This window comes from Streptomyces radicis, assembly GCF_003626575.1.
GTDB classification, from domain to species: Bacteria; Actinomycetota; Actinomycetes; order Streptomycetales; family Streptomycetaceae; genus Streptomyces; species Streptomyces radicis.
The window spans coordinates 14,365-35,099 of record NZ_RBDY01000033.1 but is presented as its reverse complement, the minus strand read 5'-3'; the positions used below and the strand labels follow the sequence as shown (position 1 = coordinate 35,099).

The 20,735-nt window shown below is 75.8% G+C and carries 18 protein-coding genes, 1 tRNA gene and 1 pseudogene; 16 read left to right on the top strand and 4 right to left on the bottom strand.

Going from position 1 to position 20,735, the window contains the following annotated elements; all coding sequences use genetic code 11:
* Positions 1-49 precede the first annotated feature (49 nt).
* A complete protein-coding gene (locus D7318_RS27560) occupies positions 50-1,456 on the top strand; it encodes an ATP-grasp domain-containing protein (RefSeq protein WP_120699943.1) in 1,407 nt (468 codons plus the stop codon).
* A complete protein-coding gene (locus D7318_RS27555; protein ID WP_120699942.1) occupies positions 1,450-2,160 on the top strand; it encodes an MBL fold metallo-hydrolase in 711 nt (236 codons plus the stop codon). The genes D7318_RS27560 and D7318_RS27555 overlap by 7 nt, the downstream gene beginning before the upstream one ends.
* Here D7318_RS27555 and selB read toward each other — a convergent pair.
* From selB to D7318_RS33085, 3 genes are all read right to left on the bottom strand, one after another.
* Positions 2,143-3,987 (bottom strand): selenocysteine-specific translation elongation factor, encoded by a 1,845-nt coding sequence (gene selB, locus D7318_RS27550; protein WP_120699941.1) that lies wholly within the window; start codon positions 3,985-3,987, stop codon positions 2,143-2,145. The genes D7318_RS27555 and selB overlap by 18 nt on opposite strands.
* Positions 3,984-5,303: an L-seryl-tRNA(Sec) selenium transferase gene (gene selA, locus D7318_RS27545; RefSeq protein WP_120699940.1), complete on the bottom strand. Its 1,320-nt coding sequence runs from the start codon at positions 5,301-5,303 to the stop codon at positions 3,984-3,986. The genes selB and selA overlap by 4 nt, the downstream gene beginning before the upstream one ends.
* Positions 5,304-5,317: 14 nt before the next feature.
* Positions 5,318-5,411, bottom strand: a tRNA-Sec gene (locus tag D7318_RS33085).
* 112 nt (positions 5,412-5,523) lie between these two features.
* On the opposite strand from D7318_RS33085, the gene selD reads away from it, so the two are divergent.
* The 7 genes from selD to D7318_RS27515 all read left to right on the top strand — a co-directional run bounded on the left by selD (position 5,524) and on the right by D7318_RS27515 (position 10,126).
* Positions 5,524-6,531: a selenide, water dikinase SelD gene (gene selD, locus D7318_RS27540; RefSeq protein WP_120699939.1), complete on the top strand. Its 1,008-nt coding sequence runs from the start codon at positions 5,524-5,526 to the stop codon at positions 6,529-6,531.
* A gap of 93 nt (positions 6,532-6,624) precedes the next feature.
* Positions 6,625-7,329 carry a hypothetical protein gene (locus D7318_RS27535; RefSeq protein ID WP_120699938.1) on the top strand — a complete coding sequence of 235 codons (705 nt, stop codon included), beginning with the start codon at positions 6,625-6,627 and terminating at the stop codon, positions 7,327-7,329.
* A gap of 7 nt (positions 7,330-7,336) precedes the next feature.
* Positions 7,337-7,936 (top strand): MauE/DoxX family redox-associated membrane protein, encoded by a 600-nt coding sequence (locus D7318_RS27530; RefSeq protein ID WP_120699937.1) that lies wholly within the window; start codon positions 7,337-7,339, stop codon positions 7,934-7,936.
* Positions 7,924-8,451, top strand: coding sequence for a hypothetical protein (locus D7318_RS27525; RefSeq protein WP_120699936.1), 528 nt, complete (start codon positions 7,924-7,926; stop codon positions 8,449-8,451). Before D7318_RS27530 ends, D7318_RS27525 begins: the two co-directional genes overlap by 13 nt.
* Positions 8,451-9,371, top strand: coding sequence for a peptidoglycan-binding domain-containing protein (locus D7318_RS27520; RefSeq protein ID WP_120699935.1), 921 nt, complete (start codon positions 8,451-8,453; stop codon positions 9,369-9,371). Before D7318_RS27525 ends, D7318_RS27520 begins: the two co-directional genes overlap by 1 nt.
* On the top strand, positions 9,371-9,547 hold the full coding sequence (locus tag D7318_RS33080) for a hypothetical protein (RefSeq protein ID WP_183091630.1): 177 nt from the start codon (positions 9,371-9,373) through the stop codon (positions 9,545-9,547). The genes D7318_RS27520 and D7318_RS33080 overlap by 1 nt, the downstream gene beginning before the upstream one ends.
* Positions 9,548-9,610: 63 nt before the next feature.
* The gene (locus tag D7318_RS27515; protein ID WP_120699934.1) at positions 9,611-10,126 is read left to right on the top strand and encodes a hypothetical protein; all 516 of its coding nucleotides are present in this window, start codon (positions 9,611-9,613) and stop codon (positions 10,124-10,126) included.
* Between the two features lie 34 nt (positions 10,127-10,160).
* Here D7318_RS27515 and D7318_RS27510 read toward each other — a convergent pair whose 3' ends face one another.
* Positions 10,161-11,720, bottom strand: coding sequence for a peroxidase family protein (locus D7318_RS27510; protein ID WP_120699933.1), 1,560 nt, complete (start codon positions 11,718-11,720; stop codon positions 10,161-10,163).
* 284 nt (positions 11,721-12,004) lie between these two features.
* Between D7318_RS27510 and D7318_RS27505 the strand changes: the two genes are divergently transcribed.
* The 7 genes and pseudogenes from D7318_RS27505 (at position 12,005) to D7318_RS27470 (ending at position 20,729) form a co-directional block, all read left to right on the top strand.
* A complete protein-coding gene (locus D7318_RS27505; RefSeq protein WP_120699932.1) occupies positions 12,005-13,231 on the top strand; it encodes a PP2C family protein-serine/threonine phosphatase in 1,227 nt (408 codons plus the stop codon).
* Positions 13,232-13,401: 170 nt separating this feature from the next.
* Entirely contained in the window at positions 13,402-15,912 is a 2,511-nt protein-coding gene (locus tag D7318_RS27500; RefSeq protein WP_183091629.1) for a GTPase-associated protein 1-related protein, read from the top strand.
* A 94-nt stretch (positions 15,913-16,006) separates the two neighbouring features.
* The gene (locus D7318_RS27490; protein ID WP_120699931.1) at positions 16,007-16,762 is read left to right on the top strand and encodes a dienelactone hydrolase family protein; all 756 of its coding nucleotides are present in this window, start codon (positions 16,007-16,009) and stop codon (positions 16,760-16,762) included.
* Positions 16,763-16,955: 193 nt separating this feature from the next.
* Positions 16,956-17,960 (top strand): pectate lyase family protein, encoded by a 1,005-nt coding sequence (locus D7318_RS27485; RefSeq protein ID WP_120699930.1) that lies wholly within the window; start codon positions 16,956-16,958, stop codon positions 17,958-17,960.
* A 310-nt stretch (positions 17,961-18,270) separates the two neighbouring features.
* Positions 18,271-19,788 carry a glycoside hydrolase family 43 protein gene (locus D7318_RS27475; protein ID WP_120699929.1) on the top strand — a complete coding sequence of 506 codons (1,518 nt, stop codon included), beginning with the start codon at positions 18,271-18,273 and terminating at the stop codon, positions 19,786-19,788.
* Between the two features lie 14 nt (positions 19,789-19,802).
* Positions 19,803-19,928: pseudogene (locus tag D7318_RS35040) on the top strand (transcriptional regulator); the annotation flags it as partial.
* Positions 19,929-20,126: 198 nt separating this feature from the next.
* Positions 20,127-20,729, top strand: a complete 603-nt coding sequence (locus D7318_RS27470; RefSeq protein ID WP_147437841.1) for a CBS domain-containing protein — start codon at positions 20,127-20,129, stop codon at positions 20,727-20,729.
* The last annotated feature ends 6 nt before the right edge of the window (positions 20,730-20,735 follow it).

The following is a 20,735-nucleotide window of genomic DNA, read 5'->3' as shown; positions in this document are numbered from 1 at the left end:
CCGCCGACGCCCCCCGAGATTCCGACCGCTGGAGACATGGTGAGGAGACATGGTGGAGCACGAGCACGAGACAGGCGGGCGGGTGCCGCCGGAGCCGCGGGAGGCGTTCCTCCTCGCCGGTGCCTTCCGGGTGATCTGCCGCAACCCCCGCTTCGTGACCGAGTTGGCCGACCGCGGGCTGCGCGTCCTGGTGCTGACCCCCGAGTCGTCGAGGCCCGTGGTCGAGCGGGCCAGGGCCGTCGCGCCCGGGATCACCGGGCTGATCGCCGACATCCGCTACGTGTCGGGGGCGATGGACCGGGAGGCGTCGTTCAACGCGGACGCCTTCGCCGCGTTGCAGGAGTGGCGCGTCCGGCACCGGATCGTCGGCGCCTACGCCATGGAGGAGATGCTCGTCGAGCCGACCGGGCTGATCTGTGACGCGCTCGGGCTGCCGGGGCCAGGGCTGCGCGCCAGCCGGGTGTGCCGGAGCAAGTACCTCCAGCGCGCCTACGCCCGCACGTTCGGGCCCCTCTCCCTCACGGTGCCCCCGGGGCGCCGCGACCGCGTCGACCTCGCCTCGCTGACCTGCCCGGTGGTGGTCAAGCCCGCGGCGCGGCACGCCAGTTCGGGCGTGGTGGCCTGCGCCACCGCCGACGAGGTCGCCAGGGCGCTGCGCGACTACCCCGCGCACGAGACGATCCTGATCGAACGCCAGGTGATCGGCGAGGAGTTCTCCGTGGAGTCCCTCGTCCAGGACGGCGAGATCCGCTTCGCCTCCGTGACGGGCAAGGAGACCACCGAGGACGCGGCCAGGTCGTTCGTCGAGCTGGCCCACTCGGTCCCGGTGGGGGAGCGGCGGATCGGCGGCACCGACGTGACCAGGGCCGTCACCGAGGCGAACCGGCGCGTCCTCGCCGCCCTGGCGTTCGAGAACGGCGTCGCCCACTCCGAGTGGCGGGTGACCGACACCGGGGAGACCCACCTGATGGAGATCGCCTGCCGCACCCCGGGGGACGGGCTGACCGCGCTCTACGAGCTGGCCTGCGGCGAGCCGTTGGAGCCCCAGATCATCCGCGTCGCGCTGGGCGAGCCCGCGGCGTTCCCCGCGCCGCGCCGCCGGGCCAGGCAGGTCTATCTCGACCATCCCCCCGGCGTCCTGCGCGACGTCACCGTCGACCTGCCGGGCGCGCGGGCCCACTGGGTGGGCGAGGGCGGGCTGTGGCCCGAGCCGAGCCCCGGAGTGCCAGGCGACCCGCCCGCGCTGCGCGCCGTGCTGGTCCTGAAGGAACGCGGCGCCGTGATCGGCCCGTTGCGCTCCTCCGACGACCGGGCGGTGACGTTTCTCATCGACGCGGACACCCCGGCGGAGCTCGACGCCATGGAGAAGAGGGCCCGCGCCGCGATCGCCGTACGGGTCGATCCCGTGGAGCCGGTGGATCCCGTCGATCCCGTCGCCCTGGAGGCGCCGTGCTGATCCGCACCGTGGTGGCCGACGCCTGGGGCACCAAGTGCTACTACGTGGCCCGCGGCCCCGGCGACGAGTGCGTCGTCGTCGACCCCGGCATGGGCGTGACGGACCGGCTGAGGAAGGCCGTCGAGGCGCACGGGCTGCGCCCGAGGGCCGTGTTGCTCACCCATGGGCACCTGGACCACACCCACTCGGCGGCGGCCGTCTCCTCGGCGTTCGGCATCCCGGTCTATCTCCACCCGGCCGACCACGGCATGCTCGTCGACCCGATCCCTGGCCTGGGCGACGAGTTCGGGCCGCGGTTCGAGCGGCTGCTCGGGCCGCGCTGGCGGTGGCAGGAGCCCACCGACGTCCGGCCGCTCGAGGGCGGCTCCGTCCTCGAGCTCGCCGGGCTCAGGCTCGGCGTCGACCACACCCCGGGGCACACCCCGGGATCCGTCATGTTCAACCTGTCGGGCGACGCCTCGATCCGCTCTTACTGCCTGGTGGGCGACGTCGTCTACGCCGGGAGCATCGGCCGCACGGACATGCCGGGCGGCAGCCGGGCGCAGACCCTCGCCTCGCTCCGCGGGCTGCTCGCCAAGCCGAACGACACCGTGCTGCTGACCGGCCACGAGGAGGACAGCACCGTCGGGGTGGAGCGCACGGCCAACCCGTTCATGCGCCAGGCCGCCGCCTCAGGCCCCGTCGCCTCAGGCCCCGTCGGCTGAGCCGGGCACGGGCACGGGCGCGGCGGCGACGGTGCGGCGGCCCTCCGCGTCGCGCCGGGTGACGCCCGCGGCGTCGAGCGCCTCGAGCAGCGGCAACGCCACCCGGCGGCTGGTGCCGAGCGCGCGGGCGCACGCGCCCACCGTGAACGGCCCCCGCAGCGCCCCGAGTCGGGCGGCCGCGCGGGCGGCGGCGCCGGGGGCCAGATGGAGCGGCCCGATCCGCTCGAGGCGCCCGCGCCGCACCAGCAGGGCCAGGGCCTCGGCGGACAGGCCGAGCTCGTCGAGGCGCCGCCGGGTCGGCGCGTGGAACGGCGCCTCGCGCAGCTCGGCGAGCAGCACGTCGAGGGCGGCGGCCACGGGCACGGGCAGCCGCTCCGCGTCCGCCGCGCGGTAGAGCCTGCCGTCCCGCGCCACCAGGTCGTCCCCTGCCAGGGCGGTCGGCGGAACGCCGTCGGGCAGGCCCACGCGCCGCCCCGCCTCGGCGAGCGGCAGACCGGGGTCGGCCGGGTGCGCGGCGGCGTGCCCCTCGACCGCGTCGCTCAGCGCGGCGCGCAGCCGGGCCGCGTGCCCGCCGTCGATCAGCCAGGGCCCGGCGACCAGCGCCCCCGGCACCTCGGCCTCCCGCCCGCCGACGCCCGACGGGTAGCCCATCGCGGCGAGTTCGGCGCGGTCGGCGAGCCCCGTGGCGCGCAGCCTCGCGGCCGTGTCGGCGGGGTGGGCGAGCGAGGCGAGGTGGCGGGCCCGCGCGGCCGCGGCGCCCTTGCCGCGCAGCGCGGGCGGGGCCACGTCGAGCACGGTGGCGCCGAGCAGCAGCCGCGAGCCGGGGTCGCGCACCAGCAGCCGGTCCCCGACGTGCAGGTCGAGGGGCGTGCGCAGGGTGAGGCGTGCCGCGTCGGGGCCCAGCGGGCGGAGCCGGGCGCTGGTGGCGGCGGTGCCGCAGTGGACCAGCGGCTCCGCGGGTGGCCGAGGCGGGCGTTCCGCCGGTGCGGCGCCGCGCTCGAAGCGGACGTCCAGGGTCGAGGCGCGCCACCAACGTCCCGGCGTGACCAGGGTGTTGCCCCTGCGCACATCGGTGGCGGCGACGCGGCGGAGGTTGACCGCGACCCGGGCGGGCCCGGTCACCCGGGGAACGCGCTTCCCGAGGCACTGGAGGCCGCGGACGGCGGCGGGGGTGCCCGCGGGGGCCAGCTCGAGCACGTCGTCCACGGCGATGCTGCCCGCCGTGAGCGTCCCGGTGACCACGGTCCCGGACCCGGCGACGGTGAACGCGCGGTCGAGCCACAGGCGCACGGGCGCGTCCGCGTCCGGCGGCGGGTGGGCGTCCGCCAGCGCGTCGATGCGGCGCGCGAGGTCGTCGAGCCCCTCGCCGGTGCGGGCGCTCACGGCGACGGCGGGGGCGCCTTCGAGGCCGGTGCCCGCGGTCCGCTCGCGCGCCTGCGCCAACGCGGCGGCCGGGTCGGCGAGGTCGCGGCGGGTCACGACCAGCAGCCCGGCGCGGACGCCGAACGCCTCGATGGCGGCCAGGTGTTCCCCGGTCTGGGCGCGCCACCCCTCGTCGGCCGAGACCACGAGCAGCACGGCGGGCGCGGTGGCGACCCCGGCGAACGTGGTGGCCAGATAGCGGTGGTGGCCCGGCACGTCGACGAACGCGAGCCGCCGCCCGCTCGGCGCGGTGGTCCACACGAAGCCGAGGTCGAGCGTCAGACCGCGCCGCCGCTCCTCGGCGAGCCGGTCGGGGTCGGTCCCGGTGAGCGCCCGCAGCAGCGTGGACTTGCCGTGGTCGACGTGCCCCGCGGTGGCGACCACGAACGTCCCGGGGCCCGTCATGGCCCCTCGGGCCGTGGCTCGTCCCCGGCGTGCGCGGCGAGAACGGCGTTCAGCAGGGCGTCGTCGTCCTCCTCGGGCACGGTGCGCAGATCCAGCAGGAGCCGATCCGCGTGGAGCCGCCCGACGAGGGCGGGGCGCCCGGCGCGCAGCGGCGCCGCCAGCGCCGCGGGCAGCGCGACGGCGGCGCTCGGCAGCACCGCCTCGGGCGCGCCACCGCCGCCGACCCGCGCCTCGGTGGGCAGCGGCAGGGCGTCGACCCCGCGGGCGCGCAGCGTGTCGGCGAGGCGCGAGGCCCGCGCGGCGAGGTCGGTGGGCCGGGCCGTGAGGGCGCGTTCGACGGGGGAGTCGGGGCCCCTGAGCGTGGCCTCGAGGGCGGCGAGGGTGAGCTTGTCGACGCGCAGGGCGCGGGCCAGCGGGTGGGTGGCGAGCCGGGTGACCAGGTCGCGGCGGCCGAGGAGCAGGCCCGCCTGGGGGCCGCCGAGCAGCTTGTCGGCGCTCGCGGTGACGAGGTCGGCGCCCTCGGCCAGCGACGTGGCGGCGTCGGGCTCGCCGGGCAGCGCGGGGTGGGGCCGCAGCAGCCCCGAGCCGATGTCGTGGACCACGGGCGCGTCAAGGGTTGCCAGTTGGGTGACGGGCACCGATGAGACAAAGCCGGTGGTGGCGAAGTTGGAGGGGTGGATCTTGAGGACGAACCCGGTCTCCCGGCCGATCGCGTCCCGGTAGTCGGCGAGGTGGGTGCGGTTGGTGGTGCCGACCTCGCGCAGCCTGGCGCCGGTGCTCGCGAGCAGGTCGGGCAGGCGGAACCCGTCGCCGATCTCCACCATCTCGCCGCGGCTGAGCACGATCTCGCGGCCCCGCGCGAGTGCGGTCGCGGCGAGGACGAGGGCGGCGGCGTTGTTGTTGGTGAGATGGACCGCCTCGGCGCCGGGCACGGCCTCGGCGAGGGCGGCGAGCGCGCTCGTGCCCCGGCGGGCCCGCCGCCCGGTGGCCAGGTCGAACTCCACGTCCGTGGCCCCCGACGCGGCGAGCAGCGCCTCGCGGGCCGCCTCGGAGAGCGGCGCCCTGCCGAGGTTGGTGTGCACGACCACGCCGGTGGCGTTGAGCACGGGGAGCAGCGCGGTGGCGGTCGGGGGCAGGGCGGCCACCGCGGCGTCGGCGGCCCGCTCGGGGGCCAACGCGCCCCGCCGCACCCGCTCCTGCGCGTCGGCGACGGCGCCGCGGACCAGGCTGCGGCCCAACCGCCCGACGGCGGTGGCGAGTCGGGGGTCGGTCAGCAGCGCGTCGGTGCGCGGAACGCGCCGTCTGGCGTCCGTCATCGGCTGAGCTCCCCGCGGAGGCGTATGGGAATCGAACCCACCCGGCCGGGGTCCCCGACCGCATCGGTGTTGAAGACCGTGGGGGCCACCAGGCGCCCGCCCGCCTCCGCCGCGGAGTCTAGTGCCGCGCGCCACCTGATCCGCAAGGCCCTGATCCGCCGGGCCCTGATCCCTCAACCCCTCTGTACCGACCGGCCCTTCGGGGGATACGTTCCCGTGGGTGACCACGCTGCGCCTGACCCAGTACGCCGGTGGTGGCGGCTGCGCCTGCAAGATCCCGCCCGGTGAGCTCGACGACCTCGTGGCGGCGTTGGCCTGCCCCCTGAGCCAACCGGTGGACCCCGCCGCCGAGTTGCTCGTGGGACTCGAAGGGGGCGGGGACGACGCCGCCGTGGTGCGCCTCGACGCCGAGCGGGCGCTCGTCACCACGGCGGACTTCTTCACCCCGGTCGTGGACGACCCCTACGACTGGGGGCGGATCGCGGCGGCCAACGCGCTCTCCGACGTGTACGCGATGGGCGGCACGCCCTGGGCCGCCGTCAACCTCCTGGCGTGGCCGAGGGAGACACTGCCCATGGACGTGGCGGCCGAGGTGCTGCGCGGCGGGCGCGACGTGGCCCACGCGGCGGGCTGCCAGGTGTCGGGCGGGCACAGCGTCACCGATCCCGAGCCCAAGTACGGCATGTCGGTGGTCGGGATCGTCCACCCCGACCGGATGCTACGGCTCGACGCGGCCGAGCCGGGGCGCGCCCTGACGCTCACCAAGCCGCTGGGCAGCGGCGTGCTCAACGCCCGGCACAAGGCGACCGGCACCGTCTTCCCCGAGGCGGTGGCGGCGATGGCGGCGCTCAACGGGGACGCGTCACGCGCCGCGGTCGCGGCGGGGATCAGGGCGGGCACCGATGTCACCGGCTTCGGGCTGCTCGGACACGCCTACAAGCTGGCCCGCGCCTCGGGGGTGACGGTGGCGATCGACGCGTCGGCCGTGCCGTTCCTGGCCGACGCCCGGCGGGCCGTGGCCGACGGGTTCGTCAGTGGCGGCACCCGGCGGAACCTCGCCTGGGTCGAGCCGCACGTCGACTTCGGCGCGGCCCCCGAGGCGGAACGTCTCCTGCTGGCCGACGCGCAGACCTCGGGCGGGCTGCTGCTCGCCGGTGAGGTGCCGGGGCACCCGGTGATCGGCGAGGTGCTGCCGCGCGGCGCCGCGCCCGTGGTGGTACGCGCCTGACGAGGCTTGACTGTACATCGACATGACGAGCGGGTAGGGTGAACGCCCGTTAAGGGCAGTCGACATGGGGCACCGCCCTCCGGGAGGAACGCCGTGGCGCCATCCGCAACCGTCGAACACCGCGCGTTGGACGGCGTCGCCTACCACCTCGCGGGCGGCCTCGACCTGACCCGCGAGGCCACCTCGGTCGTCGAGGTCGTCGCCGAAGGGCGCCTCTACGAGTTCACCTCGGGCCCCCTCGGCCTCGCCGACGCCGTCGCCGCCTCGCTCGGGATCACCGCGTTCGACACCGAGCTCACGTTCCAGGGCGGCACCCTGCGCACCGTCACCACGAGCGAGTACGACCCCCAGGCCCGGCAGGTGGAGAGCCCGACCCTGGTGGTGTGGCAGGGCAGGCGGTTCAGCCTGGTCACGCGCCTCTACCGCGCCGCGCTCACCGACGTGTTGCTGCTGCTGCGCACGCTCGGCATCGCCGAGCACGCCGACGGCATCACCCTGACGCCCGACAACGCCGCCGGCACCCGATGGGCCAGGCCCGCCACCGTCGTCAAGGAGGTGCCGGGGCTCGGCCTGGTCGAGATGTCCCGGCGGACCCGCGAGCACGCGGCCCAACTCCCGCCCTGGCAGGGCGCGTCGGTCGCCGCGGGCGAGCTGTTCCGCGACAGCCTCTCCGACGGCCGCCCGTTCTTCGTGGTCTCGGGCGCCGACGTGTGGGCCACGATCGTGCCGCTGGCCGACACCGACGTCGAACGCGTGCCCGGTCTTGTCGACGGGCTCGACCTGCGGGCCGCGGGGTGACGCGCGGGTGACGACCCTCATCGCCGCCGTCCCCACCGGGGTCGTGCTGCTCGCCCTCATCGCCGGCTGCGCCGCGCACCTGACCAGGCCCGCCGCCCTCCCCGCCGCGCTCACCGCCCATGGCGTGCTGCCCGCCCGCGCCGTGCCGCTCGCCGCCCGCGCGGCCACGCTGGCCGAGGGCCTGCTGGGCGCGGCCGGAACGGCGGCCCTGCTCGCCCGCCACCGCACCGCACTCGCCGCGGTGCTCGCCGCCGCGGCGGCGCTGTTCGCCTGCTACGCGCTCTACGCGCGCCACACGCTCGCCACGGGCCGCGGCGGCCCGTGCGGCTGCTCGCGCGCCGAGGTGCCGCTGAGCGGCTGGATCGTCGGCAGGGCCTGGGCGTTCGCCCTGCTTGCGCTCGGCGCCGCCCCGCTGGTGGCCGGTCGCGGAGCGCCGCCCGACGGCGCGGCAGAGGCGGCCGTCGTGGCCCTCGCCACGCCGACCTTCGCCGCCCTGCTGTGGGCGCTGCCGACGGCCATGACACGGCCGACGGCCATGGCGCGGCCGACCGTCGCGGCGCGGCCCGCCGCATCCGTGGGAGGAGGCCACCGGCCATGGACTTCATGACCAGCGCCCTGCTCGTCTCCTGGGTCGCCATCGCCCTGCTCGCCCTGGTGGTGTCCGGGCTGGTGCGGCAGGTCCACCAGCTCTCCAGCGGCCTCGCCAAGGGCGGGGTGGCGCGCTCCCACGGGCACCTCGGCGTCACCCCGGGAAGTGCCGCCCCGCACGCGGGGGAGCTGCTGGCCGAGGGCCGCGACACGCTGCTGCTCTTCCTCAGCGCCGAGTGCGGCACCTGCGCCGAGGTGCTGGCGGAGGCCGACCGGCTCGACGAGCCCGGATCGGCCGGAACGCCCCTGGTGCGGGCGGTCTACGCGGGCGCCGCCCCCGCCACGACGGGGGCCACGGTCCCGGTCGTCGACCACAGGCCCGACCTGTTCACCGCCTACGACGCGATCGCCACCCCGTTCGCCGTCGTCGTCGGCGCGACGGGCCGCGTCGTGCGCTCGGAGCCGCTCGGCTCCCCGGCCGCGCTGCGCGAGCTGCTCGCCGCCCCCCACCCCGGCCGACCGAGGAGCGCGTGATGACCCGTCTCGACGAGGTGCCCGAGCTGCGCCGCCCCGGCGGCGCCGACCGACCCGCCCAGCGCCGCAGGGCCCGCGCCCTGCCGCGGTTCGCGCCCTCCCGGCGCACGGTCATCCAGTCCGCGACGGCCGTCGGCTTCGCGGCGCTCGGCGTCTTCGGGGCGGCCCGCGAGGCATACGCCGACGGGTACGACATCTGGACCGGCGAGTGCCCCTCCTACGCCTCCGAGCACGACTGCTCGCCCGGCTGCGGCCCCAGCACCGTCCACGCCGCCGCGTGCGAGACCAGCGGCCCGTACGCGGGCTTCCACCGCAACGACGGCGTCACCTGGACCCTGCGCCCCAACCAGTGCTACTCGGGCTCCTACGACGGCTGGCTGTGGCGGTTCACCGGCGCGTGCGGCGCCTGCGGCTGCGGCATCGAGCGGCGCTGCCACGACGGTTACTTCAACTCCGGCTCGGGCTGGGTGCGTTCGATCTGCCGCTGGACCACGGACTGCGGCTGCGAGGGCACCGTCACCTGGCCCACCGTGCGCACCGGCGCCCGCGGGTCCGACGTGTACACGGTGCAGCACCTGGTCTCCCACCACGACTTCCCCACCGACCCCGACGGCATCTTCGGGCCCGCCACCGAGGCGGCCGTCAGCGAGTTCCAGGCGGCCGAAGGGCTCGACGCGACCGGCGTCGTCGACCCGGTGACCTGGCCACGCCTGGTCGTCACGGTCCGCAGGGGCGACAGCGGCGAGGCGGTGAACGCGGCCCAGCGGCAGCTCGTCAAGCACGGCCACCCGCTCACCGTCGACGGCGCGTTCGGGCCGCTGACCGCCGAGGCCGCCGTGGCGTTCCAGGAGGCCGCCGGGCTGACCGCTGACGGCGTCATCGGCCCGCAGACCTGGCGCGCGCTGACCGGCGGAGCGTAGTGGCCGACGCGCGAACGGGCGCGGCCTGGCCCGTGTGGCGCGGCCGCCTGACGGACCCGGCGGTGCCGGTGCTCGCGCTCGTCTGCGGCGCCGTCGCCGCCGCCTGGTACGCCCCCATCCTCACCTGGGCGATCATCGGCGGGCTCGCCGGGTACTCGCTCTCCGGATCCGTTTGAACGCGCAACAGCGCGCACGCGCTTGCCTCGCCAGGTTGGCGGGCGGTACATCGACAGACCACCGTGCTCGGGGTCTTCACGGCGGGACTGCTGCTCGGCGGCGCCCTGTCGGCCACGGTCCTGTGGCTCGCCTCGGGCCTTGTCACGCCCGTACCCGAGGGCTGGCGGGCGCCCGCCGCGATCGGCGTCGCGCTGCTCGGCGTGGCGCGCGACGCGGGCCTGATCGCGCTGCGCCTGCCGCAGAACGCGCGCCAGGTGCCGCAGGACGTCCTGCAACGCGATCTGGTGCGCGGCGCCCTCCAGTTCGGCTTCGAGCTGGGCACGGGCGTGCGGACCTATGTGTCGGCGAGCCTGCCCTACGCCGCCGCGGTCGCGGTGCTGCTCGCCAACGACGCGGGTGCGGCGCTGCTGACCGGCGTCGGCTTCGCGCTGGGCCGGGCGGCCACCCCGGCGCTGCGGTTCGCGTCCGGCACGGGCGAGGAGTGGGACGACCGGCTGCTCGACCGGCTGACCCTGCTCTCGGTCGGCGGCGGAACGGCGCTGGCCTGCGCCCTGACCCTGCTCGCACTGCGCGGGTAGGCGGCCGAGCCCTCGCCCGTGACGACGCGCGTGATCATGACGCCCGGAGACCGAACCCCGTGAACGTGATGAGGTGCGCCATGGTGAAGTCGCCCCAGTTGTCGCCCGGCAGCACGGGGCGCCAGCCGGGGGCGTTGGACAGGTAGGACGACGGATCGGCGAGCAGCATCCCGCAGAACACCTCGGCGACGATGCGGGAGCCGACCGGTCCGAGCGTCAGGCCGCCGTTGCGCAGCTCGGCCTCGCGCAGCACGTAGTACCACAGGGGCGAGGGCCCGTTGCCCGGCAGGTCGAGTTCCGCGTCGCCAAGCGGCTCGATGCCCATCGCCAGCGCCACCTCCTGCCCGGCGGGCAGCCCGAGCCTGGCGCCGCGGGCGAGATTGCGCTGCGCGAGGTTGACGCGCACGCCGCCCGCGAGCTCGGGAGGCAGGCACAGCAGCGGCGTGGCCAGGAAACGATCGATCCTGCGCACCAGTTGGAGATGCTCGGGCCCGTTCAGGTTGAAGAAGCGCCCCCACTCGATCTGCCAGCCGCGCGGCAGGGGCCGGAAGCCGCCGAGGTGCTTCTCCTCGTCGCCGGGGCCGATCACCGACTCCTGGGTGAAGATGGGCTTCGCGACGTTCTCGTTGAGCCGGTATCTCCCGCGCACCAGGGAGTGGCCGAAGCGGTAGGCCGCGACCGCGAACTCGATCGGCATGAAGATCTGGCCGTCCCAGGAGAAGAAGCGCAGCCTGACCCGCTCGACCGCGTCGCCGCCGCGCGTCAGCGGCTCCCGGTACAGCACGTCCTCGTAGGTGTCGGGGTCGACGATCTGCCTGAGGAAGTCATGGATGACGATCCACTGGTAGTGCCACCGCACGAGCCGCTGCGCGCAGTCGAAGACCTCCTCGTTGCCCCTGCGGTGCCGCAGGTAGTTCTGCCCGCCGTTCTCGGTCAGCCAGTCGCACACCTTGTTGTGGAACAGCATGAAGGTGAGCTGAAGTTGGCTGATGATGACGTTCTCGTCGTTCCGCGGGTCGCCGATCAGGGCGATGCCGCGGGCCCGCGGCAGGTCCATCTCGTCGTCAGAGCCGGTCACCCTGCCGATGTCGAAGTGCGGCGGCGCCTCACTCGTCGGCTTCCGGTACAGATAGGGCTGGTCGGCAGGACCGCGCCCGTAGACCGAGTCCAGGTCGAAGCGCGGCGTGCGGAAGTTGGTGAGCGCGTCGGGGTCGTTCTGCCGCTGGAGGCTCGAGGCCGGGTCGAAGGTGATGTCGTGGTCGATGAACTGCCCGAGATAGGTGTACCCGGCCGGGATCTTGCCGTCCAACGCGGCGCCCGAGGGCTCGCTCATCAGCCCGGCGACGGCCTCGATGCGCGCCTCGTCGGGGATGTAGGCGTCAAGACGGCGGAACATCCTCCCGAACAGCCCGGTGGACAGGCGCGATTCCGGCACATAGCCCATGCCGCGGATGACATAGGCGTGGTTGCGGATCGTGGAGGTGGGCAGCCCGAGCTCCTTGCCGGCCCCCGCCATGTCGACCGCCACCTGGCCCGCGTCCCGCACGTGTCCGTCGGGGTGGGCCTGGGTCTTCTCGACGACCTCTGACGTCATGGATTCCTTTCCTCTCTCCGGGGTGGGGAACGCGTGGGCGTGCGGGGACGCGGAGCCGCGGCCCTTGGTCGTGGCCGTGCGCGGACGAACGCGCGGGACGGGCGAGCAGCACGCCGAGCGGCCAAACGCTACGTCGTGCGCACCGCCCTTCCTCCGCGACGCGGACGGCGCGCGCCGACATGCCGCGCGCGGCGTAATGCGCCGATCGGCGGCCCTCCCGGGTCACGTTGTGCCGGATGGTCCACGGGAGGTGACCGTGGCGAGGGCGGCGAGGAGGCCGGGGTATGGACGACGAGAACGTGGACCGGTCGGAGGGGTACGGCGAGCGGCTGCTCGGCCTGCTGCTCGACCGGGTGCGGCAGATGCCGCCGCAGCTGATCGCCCCGCTCGTGGCCGAGGAGGTCGGGCGGATGGGCGGCCGCGACGTCTCCATCCTGCTCCAGGACTACGCGCAGGAGACGCTGGTGCCGCTCCCCGGCAGGGGCCTGGTGGTCGGCCAGCCCGAGCCGGTGGCCGACTCACCGGCCTGGCGGTCCTTCCTGCGCGGCGAGGTCGTCGAGGTGCCGCAGCACCCCTCGGGCGTGCGGATGTACCTGCCGCTCCTCGACGGCAGCGACCAGGTGGGCGTGATGAGCCTCACCCTTGACACCGTCCACGACGACGACCGGCGCCTGCTGCGGCGGCTCGGCGGCCTGGTCGCCGACATGATCGTCACCAAGAACGCCTACACCGACCAGTTCTTCAGGGCCAGACGCCGCGAGCCGATGAGCGTGTCCGCGGAGATCCAGTGGGGCCTGCTGCCCCCGCTCTCGATGACCGTCCCCCAGGTCGCGGTGGCCGGCATCCTCGAGCCCGCCTACCGCGTCGCGGGCGACAGCTTCGACTACGCCCTCAACGACACCATCCTGCACGTGGCCGTGATCGACGCGATGGGCCACGGCCTCGACGCCGCCACGATGGCCGCCGTGGCCATCGGCGCCTACCGGCACGCCAGGCGCGTGTTCGTCAGCCTGGCCGAGAAGTACGGGTTCATGGACGACGCCATCTCCCGGCAGTTCGGGCCCGACCACTTCGTCACCGCCCAGCTGATGCACCTCAACATCACCACGGGGCGGATGGAGCTGGTCAACGCGGGGCACCCCGCCCCGTTGCTCATCCAGGAGGGCCGCGTCGTGGGGCAGTTGGAGAGCGCGACCACGCTGCCCGTCGGCTTCGGCGGCAAGGCGCCGCGCGTCAGCGAGTACAACCTCAGGCCCGGGGACCGGGTGCTGTGCTTCAGCGACGGCATCATCGAGGAGCATGTCTCGGGCGGCACGACGTTCGGCGAGGAACGCCTCATCCACTGCATCGACCGCCTGGGGCGGCGCCCGTCGGACGGGCTCAGGGCGGACCTGCGGCGGCTCTCCCACACGCTCAAGCGCGAACGGGGCGGGCACACGAGCGACGATGCCACGCTCTTCATGATCGAGTGGCGCGGCGGCGCCGCCGACCACCTCGCCGTCGTGGACTGACCGCTCCGCCCCCCGGGGGCCCGGTCCGCGCGCCGTCGCCCAAGAGCTGCGATAACGTACGGCGTTGAGCCAGGGGAAGCCGAAAACGGCGCGTACGGAGGGCCGTTGGCGCCGCCTCCGCCTCGGTGCGCGCGGTGGCACGGGTGGCTCGCCGAGTGAGGGAGTGGTCGATGAGCCTGGCGCAGCTGCACTGGACCTCGGCCCTGCCCGCGCCCGACGGGACCGGCTTCCGCCTCGTCGCGGCCTCGCCCGGCGTGCCGGACGACGCGGTGCGCGAGGCCGAGCGGCTCGTCTCCTACGTGCCGCGCGCCGACGCGCCCGCGCGGCCCACCACCGCCGACCTGGCCGCCGAGCCCGTCGCGTTCAGCCACAGCCTGCTCCCCGACGGCGGGCGGCTGCTGGTCCGCGCGGTCCGCGCGGGCGCCGACCGGTACCACGCGCACGCCGTCCATCTGCCGCCCGGCGCCCAACTGCCGGGCGAGGCACCGCCGGTGGCGGCCTGGGACGCCCCCTGGTGGACGAAGGCCGCGCCGCCCACCGGGGCGCCCGACCCGCTCGGCGCCCCGCCGCCCGCGGGCTTCGGCGTGGACACGCTGGCCAGGTTCGCCGCCTCGCGCGCCACCTGGCTGCCCGCGTTCTTCGCCGACGTGCGCAGGGCCAGCGAGGACGAGGACGCGCCACGGGTCGTCGTCGTCGAGCGCGGCAGCGGCGACGTGGCCCGGTGGATCGCGCTGGCCACCGCGGCGCTGCCGCGCCCGCGCGCCCAGCGGCTGACGTTCACCACCTACGCCGGGCGACCGTCCGACGCGCCCCAGCGGATCGTCGGCGCGCTGCCCGAGCACGCCCGCGCGCTGACCGGCCACCGGCACCGCCTCAGGGTGCACGACGCGACGGGGAGCGCCGCAGCCGCGCCCGTCGACGACACCTGGGCGCGCACCGCGGCGCTCGTGTGGCGGGGCGCCGCGCCCCGGCTGTTCGACGAGGCCGCGGCGCTGCCGGGCGGCGACTTCGCGGCCGGGCCGCTCGCCGCCCTCGCCCTCGCCGCCGGGATCGAGGTCGACACCGACGGCAGGACGGCCGCGGCCGAGTGGGCCGCCGACCACGTGGACGCGCTGGACGCCGACCGGCTGCGCCGCCTCGTCGCCGCGCTCGGCGAGCCCACCGCACACCGGGGCGCCGCCGCGACGGCCGCCCTCATCCGGCTGCTGCCGCGCCTCGCGCCCCGGCTGCGCGCCCCCGCGATCTCCTCGCTCGCCACCCTCGTGCTGCCCGACGCCGTCCGCGCGCCGGGCGGCTCGCTCGCCGCCGTCCTCGACGCGCTGCACGAGGCCGCCCCCGACGAAGGAAGGACCGGCGCCCTGGCGGCCGAGCTCGCCACCGGGCTGCGCGCGGGCATCGCCGACGCCGGGCACGACGAGGTGCGGACGGTCGAGCTGGTCGGCGTCGCCGGGCTCATCGGCGTGGACTGCGCCGACCTGCTGCCCGCGGTCGCGCGCCGCCTCGCCCCCGCCCTGCTCGCCGCGCCCGACGCCGTCTGGACACCCGCCGTGCGCCGCACCGTCGAGGACTCGTTCGACCTGAGGGTCCCGCTGCTCGGCGAGCTCGAGGAGCGGGCCAGGACCGAGCCCGCTGCCGCGGCCGCGACGCTCGCCCGGGTCGCCCTCCGCTTCCCCGAGAGCCAGACGCTGCCGCACCTGCGGATGTGCGCCGCGCCCCGCGGCACTGGGGGCGACCGGGTCGCCGCGGCCAACGCCCTGCTGCGCGCCGGACGCGTCTCACCGGTCGACGACCCGGCCGTGCTGCGGACCGCGGTCCGCCTGGTGTGGCGGGGCGAACGACTCGGCGCCGCCGAGGCGGTGCGGCTGCTCGCCCAGACGGGCTCCGACCCGCACCGCGCCGCGGGCACCTGGGCGGAGCTGGTGCGCGCCGCGCTCGACGGGCACGCCGCCGACCCGGACGTTCCTGAGCTCGCCGCGCACCTGCTGCGCCACTTCTCCCTCGACCTCGACGCCCGCGCGCGGGGCGCGCTGCGGCTGCTGACGTTCGCCCGCGACCTGGAGGCCGGAACGGCGCCCCCCGGCTGGGTCGAGGAGGCGCGCGAACGCAGGGCGGCCGCCGCGCCCGTCGAACCCGCCGTGCTCGGACGGGCGTTCCTCGCGGTGGCGCACCGCGTGCTGGCCGAGGACAGCCAGGACGACGAGCTGTTCGCGCTCATCCACAGCGACGACCGCGAGCTGCTCGCGGCCTACCGCGAGGCCGCGGCCTCCGGGCGGGTCCGCGAGCGGCTGCGCGGCTCGCCCGCCTATGTCGCCCGCTGCTTCGCCGCCTGGAACTCCTACCAGGACGCGGGCGCCGCCTGGCGGGAGACCTGCGCCGCGCTGCTCGACCAGGTGCTCTCCCCGGCCGTCCGCGATCTCTCGGGCGCGGACCTCGCCGCGGTGCGCGGTGTGCTCGGGGAGGCGAACGCCCGCCGCGCGGAGGAGTTCAGGGCGTTCTGCCGCAGGGGCGCGTTCGAACGCATGGGCCGCCGCTTCTCCCTTCGCGGCCGGGCCACGGGCGACCCCGGGCCCCCGCCCTCGCCCCCGCCCTCGCCCCCGCCCGCGCCGACGATCCCGCCGATGCCCGCCGCGCCGCCCCCGGTGCCGCCCCCGCCCGCGCACCCGCCGCGGAGCGGCGGCTGACGGCGCGGAGCGCGTGGCGACGTGGGGCGGCGCGCGGGTCGTACGGTGGTGGCCCGACCAGCGCCGCCCCCGCCACGAGACCGGAGCGTTCCCCATGACCGCCGTGCACGGATCGTCCGTCGACATCGCCACCCCCGACGGCACCGCCGACGCCTATCTGACCCACCCCGACGACGGCGCGCCGCACCCCGGCGTCCTGATGTACATGGACGCGTTCGGGCCGCGTCCGCATCTGCGGGGCATGGCGGACCGGCTCGCCTCGGCCGGGTACACGGTCCTGCTGCCCAACGTCCTCCACCGGCACGGCCGGGCGCCCGTGGTGGAGCTGCCCGCGTTCATGGGCGCCGAGGAGCGCTCCGAGATCATCGAGCGCCTGCGCCCCGCCATGGCGGCCCTGACGCCCGAGGCGGCGATGCGCGACGCGGGCGCCTATCTGGACTGGCTCGCCGCCTCGCCGCTGACCGCGGGCGAGGACGTCGGGGTGACCGGCTACTGCATGGGCGCGGCACTCGCGCTGCGCACCGCCGGCACCTATCCCGAGCGGGTCGTGGCGATGGCGGGCTTCCATGGCGCGTTCCTGGCGGGCGAGGCGCGGGAGAGCCCGCACCTGCTCGCCGAACAGATCACCGCCGAGCTCTACTTCGGGCACGCCGACCAGGACGCCGCCCTGCCGCCCGAGCAGATCGACCGGCTCGGCCGCGCCCTGACCGCGGCGGGCGTGCGCCACCGCGCCGAGGTCTACCCCGGCGCCGCGCACGGGTTCACGCAGGCCGACACGTCCTCCTACGACGCCGAGGCCGCCGAACGCCACTGGGCCGCGCTGCTCGACCTGCTGCGCCGCGCCCTCTGACGGGCACAACGGGGAAGCCCCGCCCGGGACTTCGAAAATTTCGATCTCATATCGCGTTGCTGCGCGCTCCATTGACGGGTCACCGGCCCGCATTTAACGTTTCAATGCCCGGCTCTCCGCCGAGCTGAACTTCGAAATTTTCGAGGCATGAGCCGCCTCAGCTCACACCCCCCCACAGCATTCGGAGAAGTCCATGGCCAAGACAACCGTGAGGCACCGCCGTTGGGTGATCGCCGCGACGGCGGTCGCCCTGAGCGCCTCGCCGCTGACCGTCCCCGCGGCCGCCGAACCCGCCCCCGCCGCACCGGCGTTCGCGGACGCGCCCGAGGGGTTCGCGTCCACCGACGGCGGCACCACGGGCGGCGCCGCGGGAAGCACGGTCACCGTCAGCACCTTCGCCGACCTCAACCGCTACGCCACCGCGTCCGAGCCGTATGTCATCAGGGTCGCGGGGACGATCGACGTCAACCCGTTCGGGCACGAGATCCGCGTCGCCTCGAACAAGACGATCATCGGCGTCGGCACCCAGGGCCACATCGTCGGCGGAGGCTTCTTCCTCAACGAGGTCTCCAACGTCATCATCCGCAACCTCACGATCCGCGACACCCGCATGCCCGACGACGACCCGGACGACGACGCCTACGACTACGACGGCATCCAGCTGGACGGCGCGGACCACGTCTGGATCGACCACAACCGCATCGAGCGGATGAACGACGGCCTCATCGACAGCCGCGAGGACACCACCGACCTCACCGTGTCCTGGAACATCCTCAACGAGGGCAACAAGTCCTTCGGCATCGGCTGGACCGACAACGTCACCGCCCGCATCACCATCCACCACAACTGGATCCGCGACACCAACGCGCGCAACCCCAGCATCGACAACGTCGCCCTAGCCCACCTCTACAACAACCACATGCAGGACATCACCGGCTACGGCAACTACTCAAGGGGCCGGACGCGCGCCGTCATCGAGAACGGCTACTTCGACAACGTCCAGGACCCCTACTACCGGGACTCCACCGCCACGTTGACCGAGACCGGCAGCATCCTCGTCGACTGCGAGGGCCGCAGGGAGGAAGGCGGGACGACGTTCGACCCCCGCGACCACTACTCCTACACCCTCGACCCGGCGAGCGAGGTCCCCGACATCGTCGGCGAGGGCGCGGGCCCCCAGTCGTCCATCGGCCTGTGAGCCGGGAGGCAGCGAGCCGGGAAGGACCGACCCAGCCATGAGCCGCACCCGCCGTCCCCGTCCGCCCCGCGTAGCACCGCCGTACGGCCGACCTGGTCGTGGACCGGGACGGCGGGCTTCCTCATCACCGACAGCGTCGTCACGGGCGATGTCGACGCCGCGTCGTTCCACCTCGGCCGCCCCTGGTACGCGGGCGGCGGCGCACGAGCCCGCCGACTGGCTCGGCGACTGGACCCCACGGGCCCTCGACTGAACGCGTCCCCGACGCAACGCACGACCCCGCCGTAAGCCCCCGAGGAAAGGCGCTCCCGTGAGCGATCGGTCGGCCGAACCCGGCTACCGCAACCCCGTCCTGCCCGCGGACTGGTCCGACCCCGACGCCATCCGCGTCGGGGAGGACTTCTACCTCACCGCGTCCAGCTTCGGCCGCGTGCCCGGGCTGCCGCTGCTGCACTCCCGCGACCTGGTCAACTGGCGCTTCGTCGGGCACGCGCTGCGCCGCCTCACCCCCGAGGAGGACTTCGCCGCCCCGCGCCCCGACGGCGGCGTGTGGGCGCCCGCGCTGCGCCACCACGCGGGCCGGTTCTGGATCTTCTGGGGCGACCCCGACCGCGGCATCCACCAGGTCAACTCCCCCTCGGTGGAAGGCCCGTGGACCGACCCGGTGCTGGTCAAGCCGGGGCGCGGCCTGATCGACCCGTGCCCGCTGTGGACCGAGGACGGCGGCGCCTACCTCGTGCACGGCTGGGCCAGGTCGCGCTCCGGCGTCAAGAACCGGCTCACGGGCCACCGCATGAGCCAGGACGGGCGGCGGCTGCTCGACGAGGGCAAGGTCATCGTGGACGGCGACGCGCTGCCGGGGTGGTTCACACTCGAGGGCCCCAAGCTCCACCGGCGCGACGGCTGGTACTGGATCCTCGCCCCCGCGGGCTCCGTGGAGACCGGCTGGCAGGGCGCGTTCCGCTCCCGGGACTTCTTCGGCCCCTACGAGGAGCGCGTCGTCCTGGCCCAGGGCGGCACCCGGGTCAACGGCCCCCACCAGGGCGCGTGGGTCGACGCGCCCGACGGGGCCGACTGGTTCCTGCACTTCCAGCACCGGGGCCCGTTCGGCCGCGTCGTCCACCTCCAGCCGATGGCGTGGGACGACGACGGCTGGCCCGTCATCGGCGACGGCGGCGAGCCCGTCGAAGGGCACCGGCTCCCCGTCCCCGGCCAGCCGCGCTCGGCGCCCGCGACGGACGACGACTTCCCTGGCGGCGCGTTCGGCCCCCAGTGGACCTGGCTCGCCAACCCCGGTCCCGACTGGGCACTGCCGCACGACGGCGAGGGGCTGCGCCTCGCCTGCCTGCCCACCCCCGGCGCCCACGACCCGCGCACCCTGCCGAACGTGCTGGCCCAACGCCTGCCCGTCGGCCCCCGCACCGCCGAGGTGGAGCTGCGGCTCGGCCAGGGGGCGCCGGGTGCCAGGGCCGGACTCGCCGTGGTGGGCGACGCGTTCGGCTGGATCGGCCTGGAGCGCGCGGCCGACGGCGGCGCGCGCCTGGTGCACCGCTTCGGCGAGCCGGTGGCCGAGCGCGAACGGGACGCCGCCCACGCCCGCCCCGCGCCCGATGGCCGCGCGCTGCTGCGCGTCCACATCACCGACGACGGGCGCTGCCGCTTCGCCGCCCGGCTGCCCGACGATGCGGGACCGCGGCCCTCGGGCCCTGAGTTCGCCGCGCGCCCCTGGGGCTGGACGGGCGCGCAGCTCGGCCTGTTCGCCGCCGTGCCACCGGACGCGGCCGCCCCCGCGGGCACCGCCGAGTTCCGCCGCTTCCGCCTCACCTGACGCCGCCCGACGCCGCCGAGCTGCTCGACCGGCGCGTGGACGGCGTCATCCACGCCGCGATGTCGCTCGACGCGGGCCACCGCCGCCTGGCCCTGATCGGCGGCCTTGACGCCATGGCCTCGGTCGAGCGCCCGCGCGGCGACGTTCGGGGACATGGTGATCCGCGGGTTCGGCTGAGCCCCGGGGCGGCGCACCCCGCCTCCGTGTGGCGGGGGAGTGCCAGGCGGCCACCCCGCTCGCCGCCCCGGCCCGCCGCGGCCGAGGGCGGCCCCGACCCCCTCCGGCGGGCCGCCGGGAGGCGCCCGCTAGGGTGTTAAGAACGCGTCAAGACGCGTGGTGTGCCGGGAAGTCTGGTCGGCGTCGCAGGGCCGGTGTGCCCGTATGTCGATGTCCCGGAGGCCCCCTTGTCCCTCGGCCCGAGCGAGCGCCCACCCCATGGCGGCCCGCCGTCACCGCCCGCGGAGGAGCCCGCCGCCGCCGTGCGCGCCCGTGACCTCGCCGAGCCCTTCCCCTCCGTCACCACGGACGACCCCGCGATCGCCGCCGCGCGCCTGCTCGCCGAGCGCTCGCTCCCCGCGCTCCTGGTGCTCGACGCGGACGGGTGCCCCGACTCCGTCGTGCCGGGGCCCGCCCTGATCCGCCGCCTCCTGCCCACCCACCTCACCGAAGTCCCGTCCCTCGCGGGCGCGTTCGGCACCCGCCTCGACGCCGAGCTCGCCGAGGACCTGGCCGGGCTCACCGTGGCCGACTGGGTGCCGCGCCACCGTTACCCGCCGCCCGTCATCGGCCCCGACGCGCGCCCCCTGGAGGTCGCGACCCTGATGGCCAGCTTCCGCAGCCCCCTGGTGGCCGTCGTCGAACGGGAAGGCGACGCCGTGGCGTTGCTCGGCGGGATCACGGTCCCCCGCCTCCTGCGGCACTTCCTCGGGGCGCGCTCCTGAGGCGGG